Here is a 19,778-nt window from a genome sequence, read left to right on the forward strand (position 1 = left end):
CTTATGAAATTCCTGGATTTGACGCTCCGGCTCGAATGGGTCGCCGTCGCGGTGGCGGCTCTTGTCTTCTATGCAATCGCCGGTGTTTCCTGGTGGCTGTTTGCCGTGCTCATTCTGGCGCCCGACCTGTCGATGCTGGGTTACATGGCCGGGCCGCGCGTCGGCGCCGTCGCCTACAACGCCTTGCACATACTGATCTTGCCCGTTCTGCTGGCGCTTGTCGGCAGCGTCTTTGACAATGCAATGGCGATAGCTGTCGCGCTGATCTGGATCGCCCACATCGCCGTCGACCGCGCTCTGGGCTATGGTTTGAAGCTGTCGAGCAGTTTCCAGGATACCCATCTCGGCCGCATCGGCCGCTAAACCATCCCCGAACCGAAGATCAGCGAAACAAATGCCGGATCCGGTGCTTGCAGCGCTGGCCTGATCTCCGGTTCGGAAAGGTCAGTTCTTGACCTTTTCGCCGGGATAGGCACCCCAGACCAGCGACTGCGCGAGCCAGCCGGTATGGCCGTCGAAGGTCATTTCGCACCACTGGCCATCGCAGGACTTGATCGTGCCCATTACCCCCGGTTCGAGGATCGCGATGACGCCTGCATCTTTTGCCGGGTCGTCAAGGAGGTTGACGCGAGCGTCCTTGCCGCGCTGCCAGGGGGCGACGATCGCCGTGCGACGGCCCGAAAGCAGCGACTGATTGATCCAGCCTTCCGAGCCGTCGGCATCACGCACACGGCGCCACGTATCGAACTCCTGGATGATCTCCATCGGCAGGCCTGGCTTCATATACATCCAGTCGACGGAATAATTGACGCCCGGCCCAACGCGCGAGTTGACGCGGCCGGATTTCAGGCTGACGAAGCGCGGCAGCGGCAAGCCGCTTGGTCCGAGCGTGACGCTCTGGGCGGGTGCGGCGGCACTTTGCGCCATCACCAGTGGGCTATGGATGAGAGCGCCGAGGAATGCTGCACTGAGGGTCAGGCGGAGCGACGCGAAACCAGACACTTTCGTTCCTTTCGGCGCCCGCCAATCGGCCTTCGCGCCCATTTTTCTTTGTCTTCGGCGGAACCGCTTGTTACATGGATGACCGGTACCGCGATCGGCTCTCAGTTTCGCCGTTCTTGGTTAAAGAGGTCTCAACGAGATCGGGTTCGAGGAAACAATGGCAGGCAAAAAGAAGCCCCTCGTCGTCATCACGCGCAAGTTGCCCGACCTAGTCGAGACCCGCATGCGCGAGTTGTTCGACGCCCGCTTGAATGTGGAGGACAGGCCGATGACGCAGCCGGAACTGGTGGCGGCGGTCAAGGAGGCCGACGTGCTGGTGCCGACTGTGACCGACAATATCGACGCGGCGCTGATTGCCCAGGCCGGCGACAACCTCAAGCTGATCGCCAACTTCGGCAATGGCGTCGACAAGATCGACGTTGCGGCAGCGGCCAAGAAAGGCATCACCGTCACCAACACGCCGAACGTGCTGACCGAAGATACGGCCGACATGACCATGGCGCTGCTGCTGGCCGTACCGCGACGGCTGGCCGAAGGCGCCAACGTGCTGACCGGCGATAAGAAATGGGCGGGCTGGTCGCCGACCTGGATGCTCGGCCGGCGCATTTGGGGCAAACGGCTCGGCATTGTCGGCATGGGTCGCATCGGCACCGCTGTCGCCAGGCGCGCCAAGGCGTTTGGCCTCTCGATCCACTACCACAACCGCCACCGCGTGCTGCCGGCAATCGAGGAGGAGTTGGAAGCCACGTATTGGGAAAGCCTCGACCAGATGCTTGCCCGTATGGACATTATCTCGGTCAATTGCCCATCGACACCGGCAACTTTCCATCTGCTTTCGGCACGGCGGCTGGCGCTTCTGCAACCGTCCGCTTACATAGTCAACACCGCGCGCGGAGATATCATCGATGAGGAATCGCTGATCAAGCTCATCCATGACGGCAAGATCGCCGGCGCCGGCCTCGACGTCTACGAGCACGAGCCGGCGCTGAACAGCAAGCTGCTGAAGCTTGCCCACAAAGGCAAGGTCGTGCTGTTGCCGCATATGGGTTCGGCGACGCTCGAAGGCCGTATCGACATGGGCGAGAAGGTGATCATCAATATCCGCGCCTTCTTCGATGGTCATCGCCCGCCCGACCGCGTGCTGCCGTTGAGGGCGTGACCTGCCGTCACGCCGGCACAGTCTTGCCGCGGCAACCACGCGTTCGTCGTTGGATAGCTTTGGCTTACGAAAACGCCTTGCGCATGGTGATTGAGGTCGGCCGGTCGTAGCCCTTGTGCGCTGTCCGTTCGGTTTCACGAAAACCGAGGCGGGCAAAGGCTGCGTGATTTCCGGTCAGCTCGATCCGGGTCTGGAGCTCGATGGCGGTCCTGTTGTGGCTGCGGGCAAGATCTTCGACGGCCTGCATCAGCTGTTTTCCAATGCCTTGTCCCTGAAGAACCGGCTCGACCGCGAGCTTTCCAACATAGAGCTCGTCTGCGCGCTTCAGGATGAAGACGCAACCGACGATCTCGTTTTCCTTCAGCGCCAGGAATGCTGTCTCCTCCAGCGCTCTAGCCCTGAGATTTTCAACGGTGAGCCGATGCGCCGAGGACGGCGGGTCAATAACCCCGTCCATAAAGGCGAAGGCGCGCATGACCAGCGCCAGCACCTCGTCCCAACGGTCGAAATCGGCTGCAAGCTGCACGATGGAAACGTCGGCAGGCAGGCTCACGGGCTGGTTCGCTTGTAGCGGATCGTGTCGAAGCGTGCCGCCAGCGCATCGTAGAGCAGCAGTCGTCCGACCAGCGGCTCGCCAATCCCGGTGATCAGCTTGATCGCTTCCATGGCTTGCAGCGTGCCGATGACCCCGGTCAGCGCGCCGACAATGCCGGCCACCGCGCAGGATGGCACCAGTCCCGGCGGCGGCGCCTCGGGAAAGAGATCGCGGTAGCTTGGGTTCAACTTGCCGTCCGGGCCGGTTTCGAATGGCTTCAGTACGGTGACCGAGCCGTCGAAGCGGCCAACGGCGGCATGCACGAGCGGCCGGCTTTCCGCGGCGCAGGCGTCGGCCACCGCGTAGCGTGTCTCGAAATTGTCGGAGCCGTCAACGACGATGTCATAACGGGCAATGAGGGTAGGGGCGTTGTCCACGGTCAGCCTGAAATTGTGCTCTTCCACGACGACGTTTGGATTGATGCGGATGATCGCCGCTCTGGCGCTGTCGGTTTTCGCCACCCCGACATCGCGCGTGGCGTGGATCACTTGTCGTTGCAGGTTGGAAAGCGAAACGATGTCGTCGTCGACGATACCGAGAGTGCCAATCCCTGCGGCGGCGAGATATTCGAGCACCGGCGCTCCCAATCCGCCGGCGCCAATGACGAGCACCCGCGCCCGCTTCAGCCGCTGCTGGCCGGCGCCGCCGATCTCGGGCAGCACGATGTGGCGGGCGTAGCGTTCGAGCTCTTCATCGGTGAGGGCGGCTGTGATCATCGCCGGACCATATAACGGAGGAAAAAACTTGTCAGGCGTCAATGCATGCAGCTCAGAAATGCGCCATGGACGAAATTCAAATGGTCGGCCTGACCGTGCCGTGATCGACGGTCAGGAATTGCGCGCGTCCCTTGAGGCTGTCAAACAACGCGGCATCGGTCCCGGTCATGAAGGCCTGGCAGTTTAGTTCCTCCAGGATCGAGAACAAGGCCGCCCGTCGACCGCCGTCGAGATGGGCGGCGATCTCGTCGAGCAGCAGGATCGGTGTCATGCCCGACATCTCGCCGGTTAGCCGCGCATGCGACAAGACAATGCCGACCAGCAGCGCCTTCTGCTCGCCGGTCGAACAGAGCTCGGCCGGCATCGCCTTGGGCCGGTGGCGCACCACGAGGTCGGAACGGTGCGGGCCGTCGAGCGTGCGTCCGGCGGTGCGGTCGCGGTCGCGCCCCTGGGCAAGCGCACGACGGAACCGTTCCTCTACGTCGACGGCCGGCAAAATACCGAGTTCGCCTTCCAGTTCGCCAGAGATGCCGATGTCGGCTTGCGGAAACGGTCCGTCGCCGGGCAGCCGGTCGATCATGGCGGCGAGCAGGCGCACCAGTTCGGCACGCGCCGCGGCAATCGCCACGCCGGTCTCGGCCATTTGCATCTCGATCGCATCGAACCAGGCACCGTCGCGTGAACCGTCGGCGAGCAGTCTGTTGCGGCCGCGCATTGCCTTTTCGTAGTCAAGCGCGCGCTGGCCGTGGCCAGGATCGATCGCCAGCACCAGCCGGTCTAGGAAGCGCCGGCGGTCGGCAGCCGGCCCGGGGAACAGGCCGTCCATGGCCGGTGTCAGCCAGACCACGCGCAGCCATTCCAGCATGTCTTCGGCTGAGCGTGCCGTCGCGCCGTTGATCCGCACCCGCCGGCCGGCTTCGCCGTCGCTGCCCGATATTCCGGTACCGATCTCGACCTGGCCTTCCGGCCCGTCAAGCCGGGCATGCAGCGCAAAGCCACCGTCGCCGCCTTCGCGCGCCACCTCGGAATAGGGTGCGCGGCGCAGGCCGCGGCCCGGCGTGAGCAGCGAGATCGCTTCAAGCAGATTGGTCTTGCCGGCGCCATTGTCGCCGGAGAAAACCACAGCACCGGGATCAAGGTCGATTGCCAACGCCGCATAGTTGCGGAAATTCGTAAGTGTGAGCTTACTTATGTACGTCTGCTGCGGTTTTGCAGATCTGGTCACGACAGCAAGATGGCCCCGTTCGGGCCCTACACCCGCATCGGCATCAGCACGTAGAGCGCGGTCTCGTCGGCCATGTCGTGGATCAGCGTCGGGGAACCGGCATCCGCCAGCATGAACTTCGCCTCCGTGCCGGTCAGTTGCGCGGCAACGTCGAGCAGGTATTTGGCGTTGAAGCCGATTTCGATCGGATCGGACGAATAGTCGGCCGCCAGTTCCTCGGTGGCACTGCCCGAATCCGGGTTGTTGACCGCAAGCGTGACCTGCCCTTCGGCGATCGAAAGCTTCACCGCCCGGCCGCGTTCGGACGAAATGGTCGAAACGCGATCGACGGCAGCGGCGAAACTCTGGCGATCGATAATCAGCTTCTTGTCGTTGCCGGTCGGAATGACGCGCTGGTAGTCCGGGAAAGTGCCGTCGATCAGCTTGGAGGTCAAGATAACGCTGCCGATGGTGAAACGGATCTTGGTGTCGGACAACTCGGTGGTGACTGCAACATCGGGATCGTCGACCAGCTTTTGCAGCTCGCTGACCGTCTTTCGCGGGATTATGACGCCAGGCATGCCCTCAGAGCCTGCCGGCGCATCGATCTCGGCGCGCGCCAGCCGGTGGCCGTCGGTCGCGACAGAGCGCAGCTTCAGCTTGCCGCCGGCCTCGTGCGTGTGCAGATAAATGCCGTTCAGATAATAGCGCGTCTCCTCGGTCGAGATGGCGAACTGGGTCTTTTCAATGAGGCCCTTTAGTCCGACGGAATCGAGCCGGAAAATATGCGAGAACGACCCGGCTGAAAGCTCGGGAAAGTCGGACTGCGGCAGGCATTGCAGGCGGAAGCTCGAGCGCCCCGACGTCACCGTCATGGCGTTGCCGTCTTCGTCGGTCTTCAGCGCCACCTCCGCGCCGTCGGCAAGCTTGCGCACGATGTCGTAGAGCAGATGTGCCGGGACCGTCGTCGCCCCGCCACGTTCGACCTTTGCCGGCGTTGCTTCGGTCACCTCCAGGTCGAGGTCGGTCGCCTTCATTTCAAGGCTGGCCCCCTCGGCGCTGAGCAGCACGTTCGACAGGATCGGAATGGTATTGCGCCGCTCGACCACGCGGTGAACATGGTTGAGCGACTTCAGGAGATTTGACCGTTCCAGGATAACACGCATGACGAAACAGGCTCGCTTGAATGAATGAACGGGTCTCCGGCAAGCGGCGCCCCGCGAAAGGTCTGAACAGGCTCAGAATCTGCGTAAACTGACAGGAAAAACCCGGCAAACGCAAGCCCGCGCCACCGGTTCGGACCGGCTGCACGGGCTTTCTGGGGATAAAAAGGCCGGAGTCCGCGAGCCGGCGTTTTTCGGGCCGTCAGGCCTGGTCGTTGATCAGCCTTCTCAGCAATTCGAGTTCCTGCGCCAGTGTGTTGTCGGCACCGGAAAGATCCTCGATCTTGCGCACCGCATGCAGCACGGTCGTATGGTCACGACCGCCGAACCGCCGCCCGATCTCCGGCAGCGAGCGCGGCGTCATCACCTTCGACAGATACATGGCGACCTGCCGTGGCTTGACGATGGTGCGTGTGCGCCGGTTGGACAGAAGTTCGGTCTTCGACACGTTGTAGTGGCGCGCGACGATGCGCTGGATGTCCTCGATACGCACCCGCTTGGGTTCGCCCGAACGATAGATGTGGCCAAGGATCTCGTCGATGCGGTCGATGGTGATCTGCGGTTCGAAGGATTGACGAAACAAAAGCTGGTTGAAGGCACCTTCGAGCTCGCGTCCGCTGCCGGTCACCGTGCGGGCGACGTGGTTGAGGATCTCTTCGGAAATATCGAGCGACGCATCGTCGAGCTTGGCGGTGGCAAGCCTGAGCTTGAGCATACCGATACGCATGGCGAAATCCGGGGCTGACATTTCCAGCGCGACGCCGCCGTTGAGGCGCGAGCGGACGCGTGGCTCCAGCGACTCCAATTCCGACGGCGGCCGGTCGGCAGCGACCACCACTTGCTTGGCGCTGTCGAGCAGCATGTTGATCAAATGGCAGAATTCGTGCTGGATCGACTTGCCCTGCAGGAACTGCATGTCGTCGATGATGAGGAGGTCGATGTCGCGCAGCTGTTCTTTCAGCGTCAGTGCGTTGTTGTCGCGGATCGCGGTGGCGAACCGCCACATGAAATACTCAGCCGTCAGATAGACGACCCGCGATTTCGGATTCTGCTTCAGCGATTCTGCGGCGATCGCCTGCAACAGGTGCGTTTTGCCCAGCCCGACCGTCGCGTGAAGAAAGAGCGGATTGAAACGCACCGCGCTCGACTGCGATTCCGCGACCGCCTTGGCGGCGGCAAAAGCCACTCGGTTCGATGGTCCTTCGATGAAGGAGGTGAAAGTATAGCGTGGATCGAGTGGCGAACCGAGAACATTGTGCCGGAACTCGGTTTCTGCCGGCATCCCCGGGCGGGGTACCGGGACCCGTTCGACCCTGCTGGGGCTCGCCGTGCCCGCAGAGAGCGCGGTTTGCGTCTGCCTGGTCATCTTGCGCGCCGGGGCCACTTCTGGCTCGACGTTGTTGCGGCCCTGCCGTGTGGCGGTGCGAACCACTATCTCGATCTTGAGGATCTCCGGATCCTCGTGCTTCCACAACTCGGTGATGAGATCGAGATAGTGGCCGTTGATCCATGAACGCAGGAATGCGGTTGGCACTGAGATGCGGACAATGCCCTTAGAGGATTCAGCGACCTTCATGCGCCCGAACCAGCTCGAATAGACCTCGGTTCCCAGACGCGCCTTCAACTGGGCCTTGACCCGATCGAACTTCTGTTCAGCTTCATTGGAAGCCGCCATGTCGTTCCTTCCGATTAACGTTCCAGGAAATGGGAGGTCGCCTGTAAGCTCCCTTTCGATGCCGCCGCTCTGCATGATCGAGTTCCTTGTCTCTTGTACCTGTTTTCCGCCGGGGATGCGCCTCCTGCATCCATGTTTCCGGCGACCGTGTCTTCGCTGCGACACCATCGCCGCCGCCGGCTGATGAATCGCCTCGTTGTCGGTCCGGCGCCGAAGAGCCGATCCGCTTTGGTCATGTCAGGGCAACAAAATGCCGTCCGGCGAAAAACCGCCGGCGCACCGTCGACCTGCCATGTACAATTACGCCAGTCCCCTACCGTATCGAAAAGACAAACCAACCCCGTCCGCGGAGTTGAATCCGCGGTGTAAACTCTGCCAATTTGAGCTGGCCGGTTTCAGGCTGGTCAAGGGCCAAGGGCCCGTCCCTTCGATGGACAGACATTACCGAAATCGCTGTGGATAGGGCAAGGCCACCCCTAACGGATTTTTAAGGAATCTGACTAGAAAGGGACGTTTCGAACGCCATGCTGCAACAGTTGATTTTGACAAAGCCATTGTGATTCAAACCCTTTTCCGGCGAATGTGAAAAAGGCCACACAATGCGAAATTTTCTGAAATAATTCACTTGACAGCCAATTGCCGCCTATCGGCCACAGCCGATGTGAACAAGCTGTGGATCACCATCGGTAAGCCTCTGAAAAAAAACAGTAATCTGTGACGCTCGGAAATTTTCGTATTGGCGGTTTCGAAGGCTGCGAATATCAGCGGGCATGTATATGCCGGCAAAGCATTTCGAACTTTGAAATGCACCCGGAGCGCCATTTTGCGGGCTTTCTTTTAAGTACTTGCCGGCAAACGAAAAAAAACCCGGCGCGATTGGCCGGGTTTGAAGAAGCGCAGTTCAGGAAAAGGTATATTAGGCCGACAGCACCTTGACCCGTTGGGCCAACCGCGACACCTTGCGCGATGCCGTGTTCTTGTGCACCACGCCCTTGGTCGCGGCGCGCATCAATTCCGGCTCGGCCACCTTGAAGGCAGCCTGTGCGGCCGCCTTATCGCCAGCCGCGAGCGCCTCTTCGACCTGGCGGATGTAGGTCCGGACGCGGGAGCGGCGGTTCTTGTTGATCGCTGCGCGACGGGCGATCTTGCGCGTTGCCTTTTTGGCCGAGGAGGTATTGGCCATGGTGCCTCTCTTCTGATCTGGTGGGCGCTTGCGGGATACCGCAGGGCGCAAAAAACAAACGGGCAGCCACAGGGCCGCCTCGGTTGGTGCGGCTTATAGTTCAGCTTTTCCGGCGCGTCAACGCTGCAGCGCTTTCTTTTTGACCGGCGCCTTCGTCATCTCATCGGTTCGTGAAATTCGGCTTCCGCTTGCCGCTGAAGGCCGCCATGCCTTCCTTCTGGTCATCCAGCGCAAACAGCGAATGAAACAGCCGGCGCTCGAACCGCAGACCCTCGGTGAGCGTCGTCTCATAGGCGCGGTTGACGGCCTCCTTTGCCATCATCACCGACGGCAAGGAAAAACCAGCGATCTTGGACGCTGCCTTAAGCGCTTCCTCGATCAACTCGCCGGCTGGCACCACGCGCGAGACAAGGCCGGAACGCTCGGCCTCGGCTGCGTCCATCATTCGACCCGTCAGGCACATATCCATCGCCTTTGACTTGCCGACAAAGCGGGTCAGGCGCTGCGATCCGCCCATGCCGGGCATGACGCCCAGCGTGATCTCGGGTTGGCCAAACTTGGCGGTGTCGGCGGCGATGATGAAGTCGCACATCATCGCCAGTTCGCAGCCGCCCCCCAGCGCATAGCCCGCCACCGCCGCGATGATCGGCTTTCGTGCCCGCGTAAATTCTTCCCAGCCGACGAAGAAATCCTGCAGATAGGCATCCACATAGGAGATGGACTGCATTTCCTTGATATCGGCACCTGCCGCGAAAGCCTTTTCCGAACCAGTGATGACCATGGCGCCGATGTCGGCATTGGCGCCCATGCTATTCACCGACGCGACCAGTTCCGCCAGCACTTGTGAATTCAGCGCGTTGAGCGCCTGCGGCCGGTTCAGCGTAATCAGCCCGACCTTGCCGCGGGTTTCGACGATGATGGTTTCATAGCCCATGCTTTGCTCCTCCTCGCTTCTGGTTCAAGCCTGACAGGCCCGGCAGTGGAAAGTCGAACGACCGCTTTGCACGATACGCTCGATGTGGCCGCCACAACCAGGCTTGGAGCAGGCTTCCCCCTCGCGATCGTAAACCGCGAAGGAATGCTGGAAGTAGCCCAGCGATCCATCGGTCTGCATATAATCGCGCAACGACGAGCCGCCGGCGGCGATCGCATCGGCGACGACCGAGCGGATTGCTTCGGCCAGGCGTTCGCTCTGCTCTTTGGCTTTCTTGCCGGCTCTCGCGAGGGTGCCCGCTTCGCGCAGCGGCGACAGGCCGGCCCGCCAAAGCGCTTCCGAGACGTAGATATTGCCTAGCCCGGCAATCAGCCTCTGGTCCAGAAGTGCCGCTTTCAGCGGTGACTTGCGACCTTTCAGCAACGAAGCGAGCAGCGCGCCGTCCAGTGCGTTGCCTGTAGGCTCGACGCCTAATCCCGCCAGCATCGGATGCATGTCGGGCTCGCCTTCCGAAAACAGCATGAACCCGAAGCGGCGCGGGTCGTTGAAGATCACGCGAGAGCGGACGCCGGCAGGGGATGCGATGTCGAAGACGACGTGATCGTGAGCAGTGTTTTTCGAACGTTCGTGGTGGAACGCGCCGGGCGTTGCGCTCTCGTCGGCCGTTTCGATGCGAAACGAACCCGACATGCCGAGATGGCAGATCAGAACCGGGCCGTTGTCCATGTGCATTGTCAGATATTTGGCACGGCGGCCGAGCGCCGCAATCGTCTTGCCGGTCAGCCGCTCCGAAAATCTCTCGGGGAACGGAAACCGCAAATCCGGCCGGCGTGCCTCGACACCGACAATGCGGGCACCTTCAAGGGCCGGCTGCAGACCGCGCCTGACTGTCTCTACCTCCGGCAGCTCAGGCATGGCCACCTATCGTGGCATGGAAGGAGGTGCCGTGACGGCCGCGCGCCAGCCCGAGATGTTCGGCCACGGTTTCGCCGATGTCGGCAAATGTTGTCCTCAGTCCGATCTCTGCGCCTTTGAAACCCGGCCGTGTCCCGATAATCGGAATACGCTCGCGCGTGTGGTCGGTGCCGCGCCACGTCGGATCGTTGCCGTGATCGGCGGTCAAAATGAGCAGATCGCCTGGCCTCAGCCGTGCGAATGCCTCGGGCAGGCGCCGGTCGAAAGCTTCGAGTGCGGCGGCATATCCCGCAACGTCGCGCCGATGCCCGAACTCGGTGTCGAAGTCGACAAAGTTCGCGAAGACGAGGTCGCCGTCGCGGGCGTCTTCCATGGCACCAAGCGTTTTGTCGAACATCGCCATGTTGCCGGCAGCCTTGCGGACTTCCGAGATCCCCCGATGGGCGAAAATGTCGCCGATCTTGCCGATCGCGATAACCCGGCTGCCGCGCGCCGTCAGCCGATCGAGCAGCGTCGGTTCCGGCGGCGGTACGGCATAGTCGCGACGATTATGCGTTCGCTCGAACGTGGCGGCGGTTTCACCGATAAACGGCCTCGCGATGACGCGGCCGATATTCAGCGGATCGACGAGCCTGCGCACCACTTTGCAGAACTCGTAAAGCCGTTCCAGGCCGAAATGAACCTCATGCGCGGCGATCTGCAGGACGGAGTCGATCGAGGTGTAGCAGATCGGCTTGCCGGTGCGGATATGGCCTTCGCCGAACCGTTCGATAATCTCGGTGCCCGGAGCATGGCAATTGCCGAGGATGCCAGGCACCTTCCCTTCACGCACCATTGCGTCGGTCAACTCGGCCGGAAAGGCGGGAATCTTGTCTGGGAAGTAACCCCAGTCGAAACGGACCGGCAGGCCGGCTATTTCCCAATGGCCCGATGGCGTGTCCTTGCCGCTCGAAACCTCTTGGGCCGCGCCGTGAAAGGCGGCGGCAAGCGGCGCACTGCCGGCATTCTCGAACCTGAAACCCGTCGCCGTTGCCGCGGCCTGGCCGAGGCCGAGCGCGAGCATGTTTGGTACAAGAAGGGGTCCGGCACGCAGGCTTTCGCGATCGGCGCGGCCTTCTGCGCAGGCCCGCGCGATGTGTGCGAACGTATTAGAGCCGGTGTCGCCATAACGTTCGGCATCGGCCGCGCCGCCGATGCCGAAGGAGTCGAGGACAAAAAGGAAGGCGCGTGCCATCGAAAGGTTCATCATTGCCTGTGTGTTGGCTCAGACATAGGGTTCCGCGCCGCCATTGGCAATTCGGAAACCCAACGGCACGGCTTGGCGTGCTGGTCCCGGAGAGACGAATCGCGGCATGGTCGATCTGCGGATGGAAATGCGCGGCGCGGAGCTCGCATGAGGCTTGCCCTGACGGCATTCGCCGCCGTACTGGCTTTGCTGCTGGATGCGTCTTGCACAAACCTGGCGCGAGCCGATTGGCGCGATGTTATCGGAACGTTCCGTATCGGTATCGTCGCCGAACCGTTGCCGGTCCGAGGGACTATGTGCTGGCTGCAGCCATCGTGCGTCTAGTCTCGGCCCGCGGTCGCAAGCAATAGCAACAGACCGGTTAGCGGGCTTCAGGCGTCAGCAATCGCTGCACGGAATGGTCGGGCTCCTGCGCGGCCGCAGATAATAAGTTTCCGCCATCGATATCGAATTGAAGACCGAGCTCAACCCGAACCGGCTTTGGCCGTCCGCCGACCAGGTGATGATTGGCTTGTAGGCGAGATCGCTTTCGACCCGAATGAGGAACGTGCCTTTGATCTTGAGCGCGCTCGGGACCGTTGTGGTGGAATCCTTGACAGCGTCGACGCTAGAGACGCCATCGACCAGTTTGCGCGACCACACGACCAGGACTTTCGGCGTCGTCTCGTTCGTCACCTGTATCGCCGTGATAATGATCTTCGGTTTCGAGCGGTTGTAGGGCTGGAGCGTGGAACTGCCGATCGCCATGATGGCATCGACATCGGCCGCCTTGACGGTCTGCTGCTGCGTGACGAGGTCCGCTACCATGCTGCCGATGCGGCTGACCTTCTTGCTGGTCTCGATGGCTTGCGAGGCCTCCATTGTCATAAAGTACATGATCAACAGGACAGGCACGATGAGGGCAAACTCGACAGCCGCAATACCGCGGCGGTCCGAGCAAAGCCGGACTGCTCTTGTACAAATCCCTGCGATGCCCAGCTGTGCCCCCGCACGAATCATGGCTTTGCCCTTTTCAAGCGACTACGTGGTTCAGTTGTCGAACGGCTCGTTCTGCCAAGTGATCGAAGCAAAATGCAGCGTTTTGCCGTCCTTCAGGTTGGCCATCGATTTGGCCATGAAGTCGGTCATCACCGGCCATTTGTAAAAAACACGCAGCATGTTTCTCGACTCCGCCAGGCCAGGTGCGACGGTGAAGGTCTGTGTGCTCGTGCCCTTGGTCAGCACGACATCGCCATCCTGAATCTTGAAACCGGCCAGCGCCGCATCGGCGAAGGTCGGATATTCCCGCAAGTCCACCAGCAATCCGGGACAGGTCTTGGCGACCATGATCTCCAATTTGGTGCAGATCATATCCCGCAGCTTGGTCCCGGACACATCGGCCGGTCTTAGTTGGCCGGTACGCAGCTGGCGCGCGATGTCGTCGGTGGCGTTTGCCATCACTTCCTGTGCGGCAAAAGAAATGCAGCTCTCCAGGATGGCGAAGACAAGAAGCGCGAAAGGAATTGCAAGCATGGCGAATTCGATCGCCGTGCTTCCGCGGCGGTCGCCCAAAAACCGTCTTGGAGAACCTGCTCGTCCTGCCTTGTTCATGTCCTCTGCCCGCCGATGCCGCTTCTGTATCGGTCCCACCCTTAGTCGGAACCGATTGAAGTCCGGTTGGAATGACCGTTAAATTCAACGGGAAGGCCTTAACCCGGCGATAACCGAAGCACGTTCCCGCCAAAGGCGGACACGTCGGCTAGCTAATGCCCGGCGCTCATTTCGGCTTCAGAGGCCTTCTCGGCATCGCTCTTATACGAGCTTTCGCAATATGGCGCGCAGGACATGGTCTGTACTTCGGAACGCCGATAGATGCGCACCGACGACGCTGCCTGGCGCACGACGGTTATTTGCTCATCGACGATCGGGTTACCCTCCTGGTCGAGGACGACGAGATTGGTGACGCCAAATCCCTTGCCGGTCAGTACGATGGTCGATGCGTCCTGCACGGAGGCGTCGGCGATCGCCGGATTGCCGACGACAATCGTATCGGCGGCGCGCGACAATTTGATGATCTTTGCCTGGTTCATCGTCACCTCGATGCCGGCGCCGGCCTTGGCTGGAAAGGCGAAAGCCGCTGCGGCAAAAAGCACGGCAACTGGAAATGATGATCTCGGCCCGGCCATTGAGGCGCCCCCTGGCAAACTGTTCAACGGAACATGAACGAGATTGGTGAACCAATCGTTAAGCGGCTGGAGTTCAGGATCAAGCCGGAACCGGCATTGGGCCTAGCCGGCACGGCTGGAACGTCTTTGCCGAATTGCGCCTTTTGCGCCTTTTGTCAGCCCGGGCGCCTAGCGGCGGGTATTTTAGTTCTGGGTTAACCACGCAATCTCGTCGAAGCGGGAAAGGAATCGGTAAGCCTGTTTATTAAGCCGATTGAAACAGCTTCTCCTTAGATTCGCAGTATCCGATCAGCCACCAAGAGAAGTTGACGGAAGTGCTGTAACAATTGGAGTAGGAGCTCGAATGTCTAACCTCATCGCACGTTTTGTGAAGGACGAATCCGGCGCGACCGCTATCGAATACGGTCTGATCGCCGCTCTTATCGCACTCGCCATCATGGTCGGCGCCGGCCAGCTCGGCAACTCGCTGAACGCCAAGTTCACCGCCATCTCCACTAAGGTGAACGGTAGCTGACCGTAACGGGTTCGGTTGTTCTGAAATAAGGGCCGCCGCACTGGCGGCCCTTATTTAGTCCTGGTATGATTTGAAATTTAGGCCTCATCAGTCGTTAATCGAATAGGATTAGGCTGGGGCCAGATGCAATTGGGTCATAGGCGCGCCGATGCTTGAAGCCGTGATCTTCGTCGTGTTTCCGTTCTGCATGCTTTTTGCCGCGATCTCCGACATGCTTTCGATGACGATCGCCAATCGCGTGCCGGTGTTGCTTGTGGTTGTCTTCGCCTTGGTTGCGCCTTTGACCGGCATGGACTGGGCCACCTATGGCTGGCATTTCGCCGCCGCCGGCCTGGTTCTCGCGGTGACGTTCGGCCTGTTCGCGCTGGGCGGCATGGGCGGCGGCGACGCCAAGCTTCTGGCTGCCACTGCCATGTGGATGGGACTGAACATCCATCTCATCGAATACCTCGTCGCCTCGACATTCATCGGCGGACTGCTGACGCTAGCCATCCTCGCCTATCGAAAATCGCCGCTTGCCGCCGTCACAAGCCACAATCCGTTCCTGCGCCATTTCGCCGATGAGGCGACCGGCGTTCCGTACGGCATCGCGCTTGGCATTGGCGGTCTGCTCACCTATTCCGACTCGCCATTGATGGCCTGGGCACTTACCAGGCTGGCGGGCTGAATTTCGCTTTACGCGGTTGGCGCCGAGCAGGCGAGTTGGCCACGTTTTCCTTCGGGCCGGGCTTGTCGGTCCAATTTATGTAAACGTTAAATTAATCACGATCGTAAGTATAACATTAACCTTGTTTTGACGATTGCCGCTGCAAAGTCCCGCTTGGCTACGTGGTTTGCCAAGGCGAGGTTCGGACAGATGCCAGCATCCCGATTGATTATTCTGAGCGTGGCGATAGCCGCGGCCGGTGGTGCAGGCTATGTCGCGAAGAACATGGTCGTGGCTCCGCCGCCTCCGGTTGTCGATTCCGGTCCTCAGGCGCCGGCGATCGCGCTGCAGGATGTGCTTGTTCTTTCCGGCGACGTTCCGATGGGCAGTCCGCTTGAAAACAACATTTCCTGGGAGTCATGGCCGTCCGCCGGCATCAACGCAAATTTCATCACCCGCGCCGCCGAGCCTGAAGCGCTGGACAAGCTGAAGGGCGCCGTCGCTCGCGTGGCGCTCTACGCCGGCGAGCCGCTGCGGCGCTCGAAGCTGATCGGTGAAGGGCAAAGCTTCATGTCGTCGATCCTGCCCTCCGGCATGCGGGCCGTTGCCACAAGCATCTCGGCCGACACCTCGGCCGGTGGCTTTATTCTTCCCAACGATTTCGTCGACGTCATCATGACCCGCAGAGCCGATCCCGCCAATGGCGGTGGTCCGGGCTTCACGACCGAAACTATCCTGAAGAACATTCGCGTCCTGGCGATCGACCAGACCATTCAGGAGGACGAGGAAGGTAAGAAGACCAGGGTTGGCCAGACCGCCACCCTGGAACTGACGCCGCAGCAGTCCGAGATCATCACCGTCGCACAGCAGATGGCGGATCGCCTGACATTGGCGCTGCGCTCGATCAAGGACAGTCAGGACAAGAATGTGGGCGAAGCCGATTACCTGGTTTCCGGCAATGGCCGGCGCGGAACCGTGCGGTTGATCAAGTCGGGCGAAGTTTCCGAAGTGGGGGCGAGGAAATGAGGCTAAAAACCAAATTGCCGGTCACGCTGGCTGCGGCGATCGGCCTGCTTTTCCTTGGAACGAATGCATATGGCGTTCTCTGTGCCAGCGCAGCAGGCGACAACGCCAGGGTGACGGCTTCGACCGCCACCCAGCGGGTCAAGCTCGGACTGAACAAGTCGGTGGTCATCGACCTCCCGAGCGATGCCTACGACATTCTCGTCGCCAACCCCGCTGTAGCCGACGCGGTGACCCGCACCGCCAGGCGCATCTATCTGTTTGGAAAGGCGGTCGGCGAGACCAATATCTTCGTCTTTGGCCCGAATGGCGAGCAGATCGTCAGCCTTGACCTAGCGGTCGAACGTGACGTCGCCGGGCTGGAGGATTATATCAAGCGCTTCATCCCGTCATCGGAGGTCAAGGTCGAGTTGCTGAACGACAACGTCGTTCTGACCGGAACCGTGGACACTCCTCTGGACGCCAAGCGCGCGGCCGATCTGGCAACCATTTTCGTGTCCGGCGGCGAGGCGACCACGGGTCAATATTCGCAGACCGCTGCCGGCGGTTCGGCTGAAGCCGGCGTCGCGATCGATAACCCAGATGCCGAGCGCCGCGTCAGCAAGATCGTCAACCTGCTGCAGATCATCGGCGACGACCAGGTGACGCTGAAGGTAACGGTCGCGGAAGTCAGCCGCTCGGTGATGAAGCAGCTCGGCGTCAACATGGTGGGCAACGGCAGCAGCAACGGCATCAGCTGGGGCGCGGTAAGCGACAATTTCACTGGTTTGGGCAAGTCGCTGTCGAACTCGGGCCTCTCTATCGGGAGCTCGACGCTGCAGGCCTACATCAATGCCATGGAACAGTCCGGTGTCATGAAAACCCTCGCCGAACCAACATTGACGGCCGTATCCGGCGAGAAGGCGACCTTCAAGGTTGGCGGCGAATACAACATGGTGACCAGCGTTTCCCAAGCCGTATCAAACGATAACCAGACCGGTCTGAAGACGTATTCGGTCGAGAAGATCGAATACGGCATTGGCCTGGAATTCCAGCCGGTGGTGCTGTCTCCCGGCCGTATCAGCCTGAAAGTCAGAACCTCGGTTTCCGAGCCGACAACGGAGGGGTCTGTGTCTTTGTCCGAAGGCGTAACAAGCCCGGGCATGAATGCCCTGTCGCTCCGCAAGCGCTTGGCCGACACAACAGTGGAACTGCCTTCGGGCGGCTCGATGATGATTGCCGGCCTTGTCCGCGATGATCTCAGGCAAGCCGTCAACGGCTTACCTGGTCTGACAAAGATTCCAGTGCTTGGCGCGCTGTTCCGCAGCAGGGATTTCGTTCGCAACGAGACCGAGCTCGTCATCATCATTACGCCCTATCTGGTGAAGCCGGTGGCGCGCAACGATCTTGCCAAGCCGGATGACAATTTCAACGCCGCCAGCGATGGCGCCGGCATCTTCCTTGGCCGCGTCAACCGTGTCTACGGCACCATGCAGACCGACAAGCCCAACGGCCGTTACCACGGCGTTGTCGGCTTTATCTACAAGTAAGCGGGGAAGCGGTCATGTCTAAGGCAGCATCGAAGGCACGGGCGATCACCGCGACGCGGTCGGTCCATTCGCGAATCTGGCGGCCGGCCGTTCCCATTATGGCGATCGCGGTGGCGGCATTGCTGGCCGGCTGCGCCAATCGCGACAGCGTCACGGTGGGTGCCATACCGGACGATTATCGCACCACCCATCCGATCGTCATAGCCGAGAAGATACAGAAGATCGACCTTCCGGTCGGCGCCGGCGACCGTGGCATGACCAGATCCCAGCGTGACACGCTCCTGGGCTTCCTGGACGGATACGACAGGAGCGCGGCTCCGGTGCTGACGATCGAGATTCCGAGCGGCTCAGCCAACGAAATCGCAGCGGCCGTGGCCGGCCGCGATTTCGCCAGGCTGGCCATAGCCAGCGGCATCAGCCGGAAGCGGATCGCCATGCGGTCCTATCAGTCTGTTTCGGCCGAAGCGTCCGCACCGATCCGTGTTGCCTACGTCTCGGTGAAGGCTCAGACGGATAAATGCGGGCGCTGGCCCGAAGACCTGCTGCAGACTTCGGAAAACAAGCACTATGCCGATTTCGGCTGTTCGTATCAGAACAACCTGGCTGCCCAGATGGCCAATCCGTCCGATTTGATCGGGCCACGCAAGCCGACCCCGATCGACGCGGAAAATCGCGGCGCGGTGATCGACGTCTATCGTGACAGAGGTATTTCGGACGAATTCCTCGGCAATTCGGAAGTCGAATATTAACGAGTGTTGAGGCTCAACAAACCCTAAGCCGCGCAAGTCACGGAAAGTGATGACAATGAGCAATCTTGCCTATGACACAGAGGTACCGGGCGGCGAAACCTCGGAGCAGGATATTGCCGCGATGCAGGCGTTGCGGCCGATCCCGCGCATTTCGATCCAGGCATTTTGCGAGACCGAAGGCGTAGCCAATCCGGTCGAGCGCGCCGGCGAGGATCGCCGCATGGCCAAGGCCCATCTGAAGGTGCATATGGGGGGCATCCCTACCGCTATCGAATTCTATCAGTCGGCGCCGACACCGAACCTGATCCTGCTTGAATCGCGCAGCGAGCCGAAGCTATTGCTTGAACAACTCGCCCAGCTCTCCGAGCATTGTGACCCGACCTCCAAGGTGGTGGTTGTCGGCCACTACAACGATGTCGGCCTGTACCGCGAACTCATTCGTTCGGGCATTTCCGAGTATGTCATCGCGCCCGTATCGATGGCCGACATCGTCAGCGTGGTGTCTTCGATCTTCGTTGATCCGGAAGCGGAGCCGATCGGCCGCTCGATTGCCTTCATCGGCGCCAAAGGCGGCGTCGGCTCCTCGACCATAGCCCATAATGTGGCCTGGGCCATGTCGTCCCTTTTCAAATCCGAAGTGGTTGTCGCCGATCTCGACCTCGCCTTCGGAACGGCCAATATCAATTTCGACCAGGATCCGGCGCAAGGCATTGCCGAGGCAGTCTTCTCGCCGGAACGCGTCGACGAGGTCTATCTCGACCGGCTGCTCGCCCAATGCGCCGAGCACCTGTCGCTGCTTGCGGCCCCTTCGACCCTGGAGCGGGTCTACGATTTCGATCCCGACGCCTTCACCCAGCTTATCGACATAGCCCAGCGTAGCGCGCCGCTCCTCGTGCTCGATGTTCCCCACGTGTGGGCCGGCTGGACCAAGAACACGCTGGTCAAGGCCGACGAGATCGTCATCACGGCGACGCCCGAACTGGCCAATCTGCGCAACACGAAGAACCTGGTCGACATGCTGAAGCGGCTTCGTCCGAACGATCCCGCGCCAAAGCTTGTGATCAACCAGGCCGGTGTGCCGAAACGTCCTGAGATTACGCCGTCCGACTTCTCCGAATCGCTCGGCCTTTCGCCGATGTCGGTCATCCCGTTCGAGCCGCTTTTGTTCGGAAATGCTGCCAACAACGGACGTATGCTCGGTGAGATGGATGCCAAGAATCCGGTTGTCGCCACGATCAACGAGATCGCCCATGTGCTGACAGGGCGCAGCGAAATCAAGGTGAAGAAAAAGGCTGGCCTCGGCAATCTGATCGGCAAGCTTTCGCGCAACAAGAAGTGATGCCTCAGCGGTGGAATTGGT

General features: G+C 60.9%; 21 protein-coding genes and 1 pseudogene. 9 read left to right on the top strand and 13 right to left on the bottom strand.

Going from position 1 to position 19,778, the window contains the following annotated elements; all coding sequences use genetic code 11:
• Nucleotides 1-3: 3 nt before the first annotated feature.
• Entirely contained in the window at nucleotides 4-363 is a 360-nt protein-coding gene (locus NKI16_RS24775; RefSeq protein WP_352570343.1) for a DUF4260 domain-containing protein, read from the top strand.
• 81 nt (nucleotides 364-444) lie between these two features.
• Here the strand turns inward: NKI16_RS24775 and NKI16_RS24780 are convergent, their stop codons facing one another.
• On the bottom strand, nucleotides 445-1,002 hold the full coding sequence (locus NKI16_RS24780; RefSeq protein WP_023676915.1) for an SH3 domain-containing protein: 558 nt from the start codon (nucleotides 1,000-1,002) through the stop codon (nucleotides 445-447).
• 157 nt (nucleotides 1,003-1,159) lie between these two features.
• Between NKI16_RS24780 and NKI16_RS24785 the strand changes: the two genes are divergently transcribed.
• Entirely contained in the window at nucleotides 1,160-2,161 is a 1,002-nt protein-coding gene (locus tag NKI16_RS24785) for a 2-hydroxyacid dehydrogenase (protein WP_352570345.1), read from the top strand.
• A gap of 64 nt (nucleotides 2,162-2,225) precedes the next feature.
• On the opposite strand, the gene NKI16_RS24790 is transcribed toward NKI16_RS24785, so the two are convergent.
• The 9 genes from NKI16_RS24790 to NKI16_RS24830 all read right to left on the bottom strand — a co-directional run bounded on the left by NKI16_RS24790 (nucleotide 2,226) and on the right by NKI16_RS24830 (nucleotide 11,780).
• Nucleotides 2,226-2,714: a GNAT family N-acetyltransferase gene (locus tag NKI16_RS24790; protein ID WP_352570346.1), complete on the bottom strand. Its 489-nt coding sequence runs from the start codon at nucleotides 2,712-2,714 to the stop codon at nucleotides 2,226-2,228.
• Complete coding sequence (locus NKI16_RS24795; RefSeq protein ID WP_352570347.1) at nucleotides 2,711-3,472, bottom strand: molybdopterin-synthase adenylyltransferase MoeB; 762 nt, start codon at nucleotides 3,470-3,472, stop codon at nucleotides 2,711-2,713. Before NKI16_RS24795 ends, NKI16_RS24790 begins: the two co-directional genes overlap by 4 nt.
• A gap of 76 nt (nucleotides 3,473-3,548) precedes the next feature.
• The gene (recF, locus tag NKI16_RS24800; protein WP_352576939.1) at nucleotides 3,549-4,697 is read right to left on the bottom strand and encodes a DNA replication/repair protein RecF; all 1,149 of its coding nucleotides are present in this window, start codon (nucleotides 4,695-4,697) and stop codon (nucleotides 3,549-3,551) included.
• A gap of 26 nt (nucleotides 4,698-4,723) precedes the next feature.
• Nucleotides 4,724-5,842 carry a DNA polymerase III subunit beta gene (gene dnaN, locus NKI16_RS24805; RefSeq protein ID WP_023676920.1) on the bottom strand — a complete coding sequence of 373 codons (1,119 nt, stop codon included), beginning with the start codon at nucleotides 5,840-5,842 and terminating at the stop codon, nucleotides 4,724-4,726.
• Between the two features lie 199 nt (nucleotides 5,843-6,041).
• Nucleotides 6,042-7,514, bottom strand: coding sequence for a chromosomal replication initiator protein DnaA (dnaA, locus tag NKI16_RS24810; RefSeq protein WP_352570349.1), 1,473 nt, complete (start codon nucleotides 7,512-7,514; stop codon nucleotides 6,042-6,044).
• A 916-nt stretch (nucleotides 7,515-8,430) separates the two neighbouring features.
• Nucleotides 8,431-8,697, bottom strand: a complete 267-nt coding sequence (rpsT, locus tag NKI16_RS24815) for a 30S ribosomal protein S20 (protein ID WP_023676922.1) — start codon at nucleotides 8,695-8,697, stop codon at nucleotides 8,431-8,433.
• A 160-nt stretch (nucleotides 8,698-8,857) separates the two neighbouring features.
• Nucleotides 8,858-9,631 (bottom strand): enoyl-CoA hydratase, encoded by a 774-nt coding sequence (locus tag NKI16_RS24820; protein ID WP_352448613.1) that lies wholly within the window; start codon nucleotides 9,629-9,631, stop codon nucleotides 8,858-8,860.
• Nucleotides 9,632-9,655: 24 nt separating this feature from the next.
• Nucleotides 9,656-10,546 carry a bifunctional DNA-formamidopyrimidine glycosylase/DNA-(apurinic or apyrimidinic site) lyase gene (gene mutM / locus NKI16_RS24825; RefSeq protein ID WP_352448614.1) on the bottom strand — a complete coding sequence of 297 codons (891 nt, stop codon included), beginning with the start codon at nucleotides 10,544-10,546 and terminating at the stop codon, nucleotides 9,656-9,658.
• Nucleotides 10,539-11,780: a phosphopentomutase gene (locus NKI16_RS24830; RefSeq protein WP_352570350.1), complete on the bottom strand. Its 1,242-nt coding sequence runs from the start codon at nucleotides 11,778-11,780 to the stop codon at nucleotides 10,539-10,541. The genes mutM and NKI16_RS24830 overlap by 8 nt, the downstream gene beginning before the upstream one ends.
• Nucleotides 11,781-11,939: 159 nt before the next feature.
• On the opposite strand from NKI16_RS24830, the pseudogene NKI16_RS34105 reads away from it, so the two are divergent.
• A pseudogene (locus NKI16_RS34105) lies at nucleotides 11,940-12,068 on the top strand (phosphate/phosphite/phosphonate ABC transporter substrate-binding protein); the annotation flags it as partial.
• 102 nt (nucleotides 12,069-12,170) lie between these two features.
• Here NKI16_RS34105 and NKI16_RS24835 read toward each other — a convergent pair.
• From NKI16_RS24835 to NKI16_RS24845, 3 genes are all read right to left on the bottom strand, one after another.
• Complete coding sequence (locus NKI16_RS24835; protein WP_023676926.1) at nucleotides 12,171-12,791, bottom strand: TadE/TadG family type IV pilus assembly protein; 621 nt, start codon at nucleotides 12,789-12,791, stop codon at nucleotides 12,171-12,173.
• A 30-nt stretch (nucleotides 12,792-12,821) separates the two neighbouring features.
• Nucleotides 12,822-13,382: a TadE/TadG family type IV pilus assembly protein gene (locus NKI16_RS24840; protein WP_352455127.1), complete on the bottom strand. Its 561-nt coding sequence runs from the start codon at nucleotides 13,380-13,382 to the stop codon at nucleotides 12,822-12,824.
• Between the two features lie 152 nt (nucleotides 13,383-13,534).
• The gene (locus NKI16_RS24845) at nucleotides 13,535-13,957 is read right to left on the bottom strand and encodes a pilus assembly protein N-terminal domain-containing protein (RefSeq protein ID WP_352455128.1); all 423 of its coding nucleotides are present in this window, start codon (nucleotides 13,955-13,957) and stop codon (nucleotides 13,535-13,537) included.
• Nucleotides 13,958-14,300: 343 nt separating this feature from the next.
• Here NKI16_RS24845 and NKI16_RS24850 point away from each other — a divergent pair, with 343 nt between their 5' ends.
• The 6 genes from NKI16_RS24850 (at nucleotide 14,301) to NKI16_RS24875 (ending at nucleotide 19,757) form a co-directional block, all read left to right on the top strand.
• A complete protein-coding gene (locus tag NKI16_RS24850) occupies nucleotides 14,301-14,471 on the top strand; it encodes a Flp family type IVb pilin (protein WP_023676929.1) in 171 nt (56 codons plus the stop codon).
• Between the two features lie 148 nt (nucleotides 14,472-14,619).
• Complete coding sequence (locus tag NKI16_RS24855) at nucleotides 14,620-15,138, top strand: A24 family peptidase (RefSeq protein ID WP_023676930.1); 519 nt, start codon at nucleotides 14,620-14,622, stop codon at nucleotides 15,136-15,138.
• Between the two features lie 189 nt (nucleotides 15,139-15,327).
• On the top strand, nucleotides 15,328-16,143 hold the full coding sequence (gene cpaB, locus NKI16_RS24860; protein WP_023676931.1) for a Flp pilus assembly protein CpaB: 816 nt from the start codon (nucleotides 15,328-15,330) through the stop codon (nucleotides 16,141-16,143).
• Nucleotides 16,140-17,669 carry a type II and III secretion system protein family protein gene (locus NKI16_RS24865; RefSeq protein ID WP_023676932.1) on the top strand — a complete coding sequence of 510 codons (1,530 nt, stop codon included), beginning with the start codon at nucleotides 16,140-16,142 and terminating at the stop codon, nucleotides 17,667-17,669. Before cpaB ends, NKI16_RS24865 begins: the two co-directional genes overlap by 4 nt.
• A 14-nt stretch (nucleotides 17,670-17,683) precedes the next feature.
• Nucleotides 17,684-18,418: a CpaD family pilus assembly protein gene (locus tag NKI16_RS24870; RefSeq protein WP_023676933.1), complete on the top strand. Its 735-nt coding sequence runs from the start codon at nucleotides 17,684-17,686 to the stop codon at nucleotides 18,416-18,418.
• Between the two features lie 55 nt (nucleotides 18,419-18,473).
• Nucleotides 18,474-19,757, top strand: a complete 1,284-nt coding sequence (locus tag NKI16_RS24875; protein ID WP_352455131.1) for a CpaE/TadZ family protein — start codon at nucleotides 18,474-18,476, stop codon at nucleotides 19,755-19,757.
• Nucleotides 19,758-19,778 lie beyond the last annotated feature (21 nt).

This window comes from Mesorhizobium sp. M0698, assembly GCF_040320455.1.
Classification (GTDB): Bacteria; Pseudomonadota; Alphaproteobacteria; order Rhizobiales; family Rhizobiaceae; genus Mesorhizobium.

Coding starts and splice junctions, on each gene's coding strand:
- NKI16_RS24785 (WP_352570345.1), top strand. CDS start 1,160: ATGGCAGGCAAAAAGAAGCCCCTCGTCGTCATCACGCGCAAGTTGCCC.
- NKI16_RS24845 (WP_352455128.1), bottom strand. CDS start 13,957: ATGGCCGGGCCGAGATCATCATTTCCAGTTGCCGTGCTTTTTGCCGCA.
- NKI16_RS24830 (WP_352570350.1), bottom strand. CDS start 11,780: ATGGCACGCGCCTTCCTTTTTGTCCTCGACTCCTTCGGCATCGGCGGC.
- NKI16_RS24875 (WP_352455131.1), top strand. CDS start 18,474: ATGAGCAATCTTGCCTATGACACAGAGGTACCGGGCGGCGAAACCTCG.
- cpaB (WP_023676931.1), top strand. CDS start 15,328: ATGCCAGCATCCCGATTGATTATTCTGAGCGTGGCGATAGCCGCGGCC.
- NKI16_RS24775 (WP_352570343.1), top strand. CDS start 4: ATGAAATTCCTGGATTTGACGCTCCGGCTCGAATGGGTCGCCGTCGCG.
- NKI16_RS24840 (WP_352455127.1), bottom strand. CDS start 13,382: ATGAACAAGGCAGGACGAGCAGGTTCTCCAAGACGGTTTTTGGGCGAC.
- rpsT (WP_023676922.1), bottom strand. CDS start 8,697: ATGGCCAATACCTCCTCGGCCAAAAAGGCAACGCGCAAGATCGCCCGT.
- NKI16_RS24870 (WP_023676933.1), top strand. CDS start 17,684: ATGTCTAAGGCAGCATCGAAGGCACGGGCGATCACCGCGACGCGGTCG.
- dnaA (WP_352570349.1), bottom strand. CDS start 7,514: ATGGCGGCTTCCAATGAAGCTGAACAGAAGTTCGATCGGGTCAAGGCC.
- NKI16_RS24850 (WP_023676929.1), top strand. CDS start 14,301: ATGTCTAACCTCATCGCACGTTTTGTGAAGGACGAATCCGGCGCGACC.
- NKI16_RS24795 (WP_352570347.1), bottom strand. CDS start 3,472: ATGATCACAGCCGCCCTCACCGATGAAGAGCTCGAACGCTACGCCCGC.
- dnaN (WP_023676920.1), bottom strand. CDS start 5,842: ATGCGTGTTATCCTGGAACGGTCAAATCTCCTGAAGTCGCTCAACCAT.
- NKI16_RS24855 (WP_023676930.1), top strand. CDS start 14,620: ATGCTTGAAGCCGTGATCTTCGTCGTGTTTCCGTTCTGCATGCTTTTT.
- NKI16_RS24865 (WP_023676932.1), top strand. CDS start 16,140: ATGAGGCTAAAAACCAAATTGCCGGTCACGCTGGCTGCGGCGATCGGC.
- NKI16_RS24835 (WP_023676926.1), bottom strand. CDS start 12,791: ATGATTCGTGCGGGGGCACAGCTGGGCATCGCAGGGATTTGTACAAGA.
- mutM (WP_352448614.1), bottom strand. CDS start 10,546: ATGCCTGAGCTGCCGGAGGTAGAGACAGTCAGGCGCGGTCTGCAGCCG.
- NKI16_RS24820 (WP_352448613.1), bottom strand. CDS start 9,631: ATGGGCTATGAAACCATCATCGTCGAAACCCGCGGCAAGGTCGGGCTG.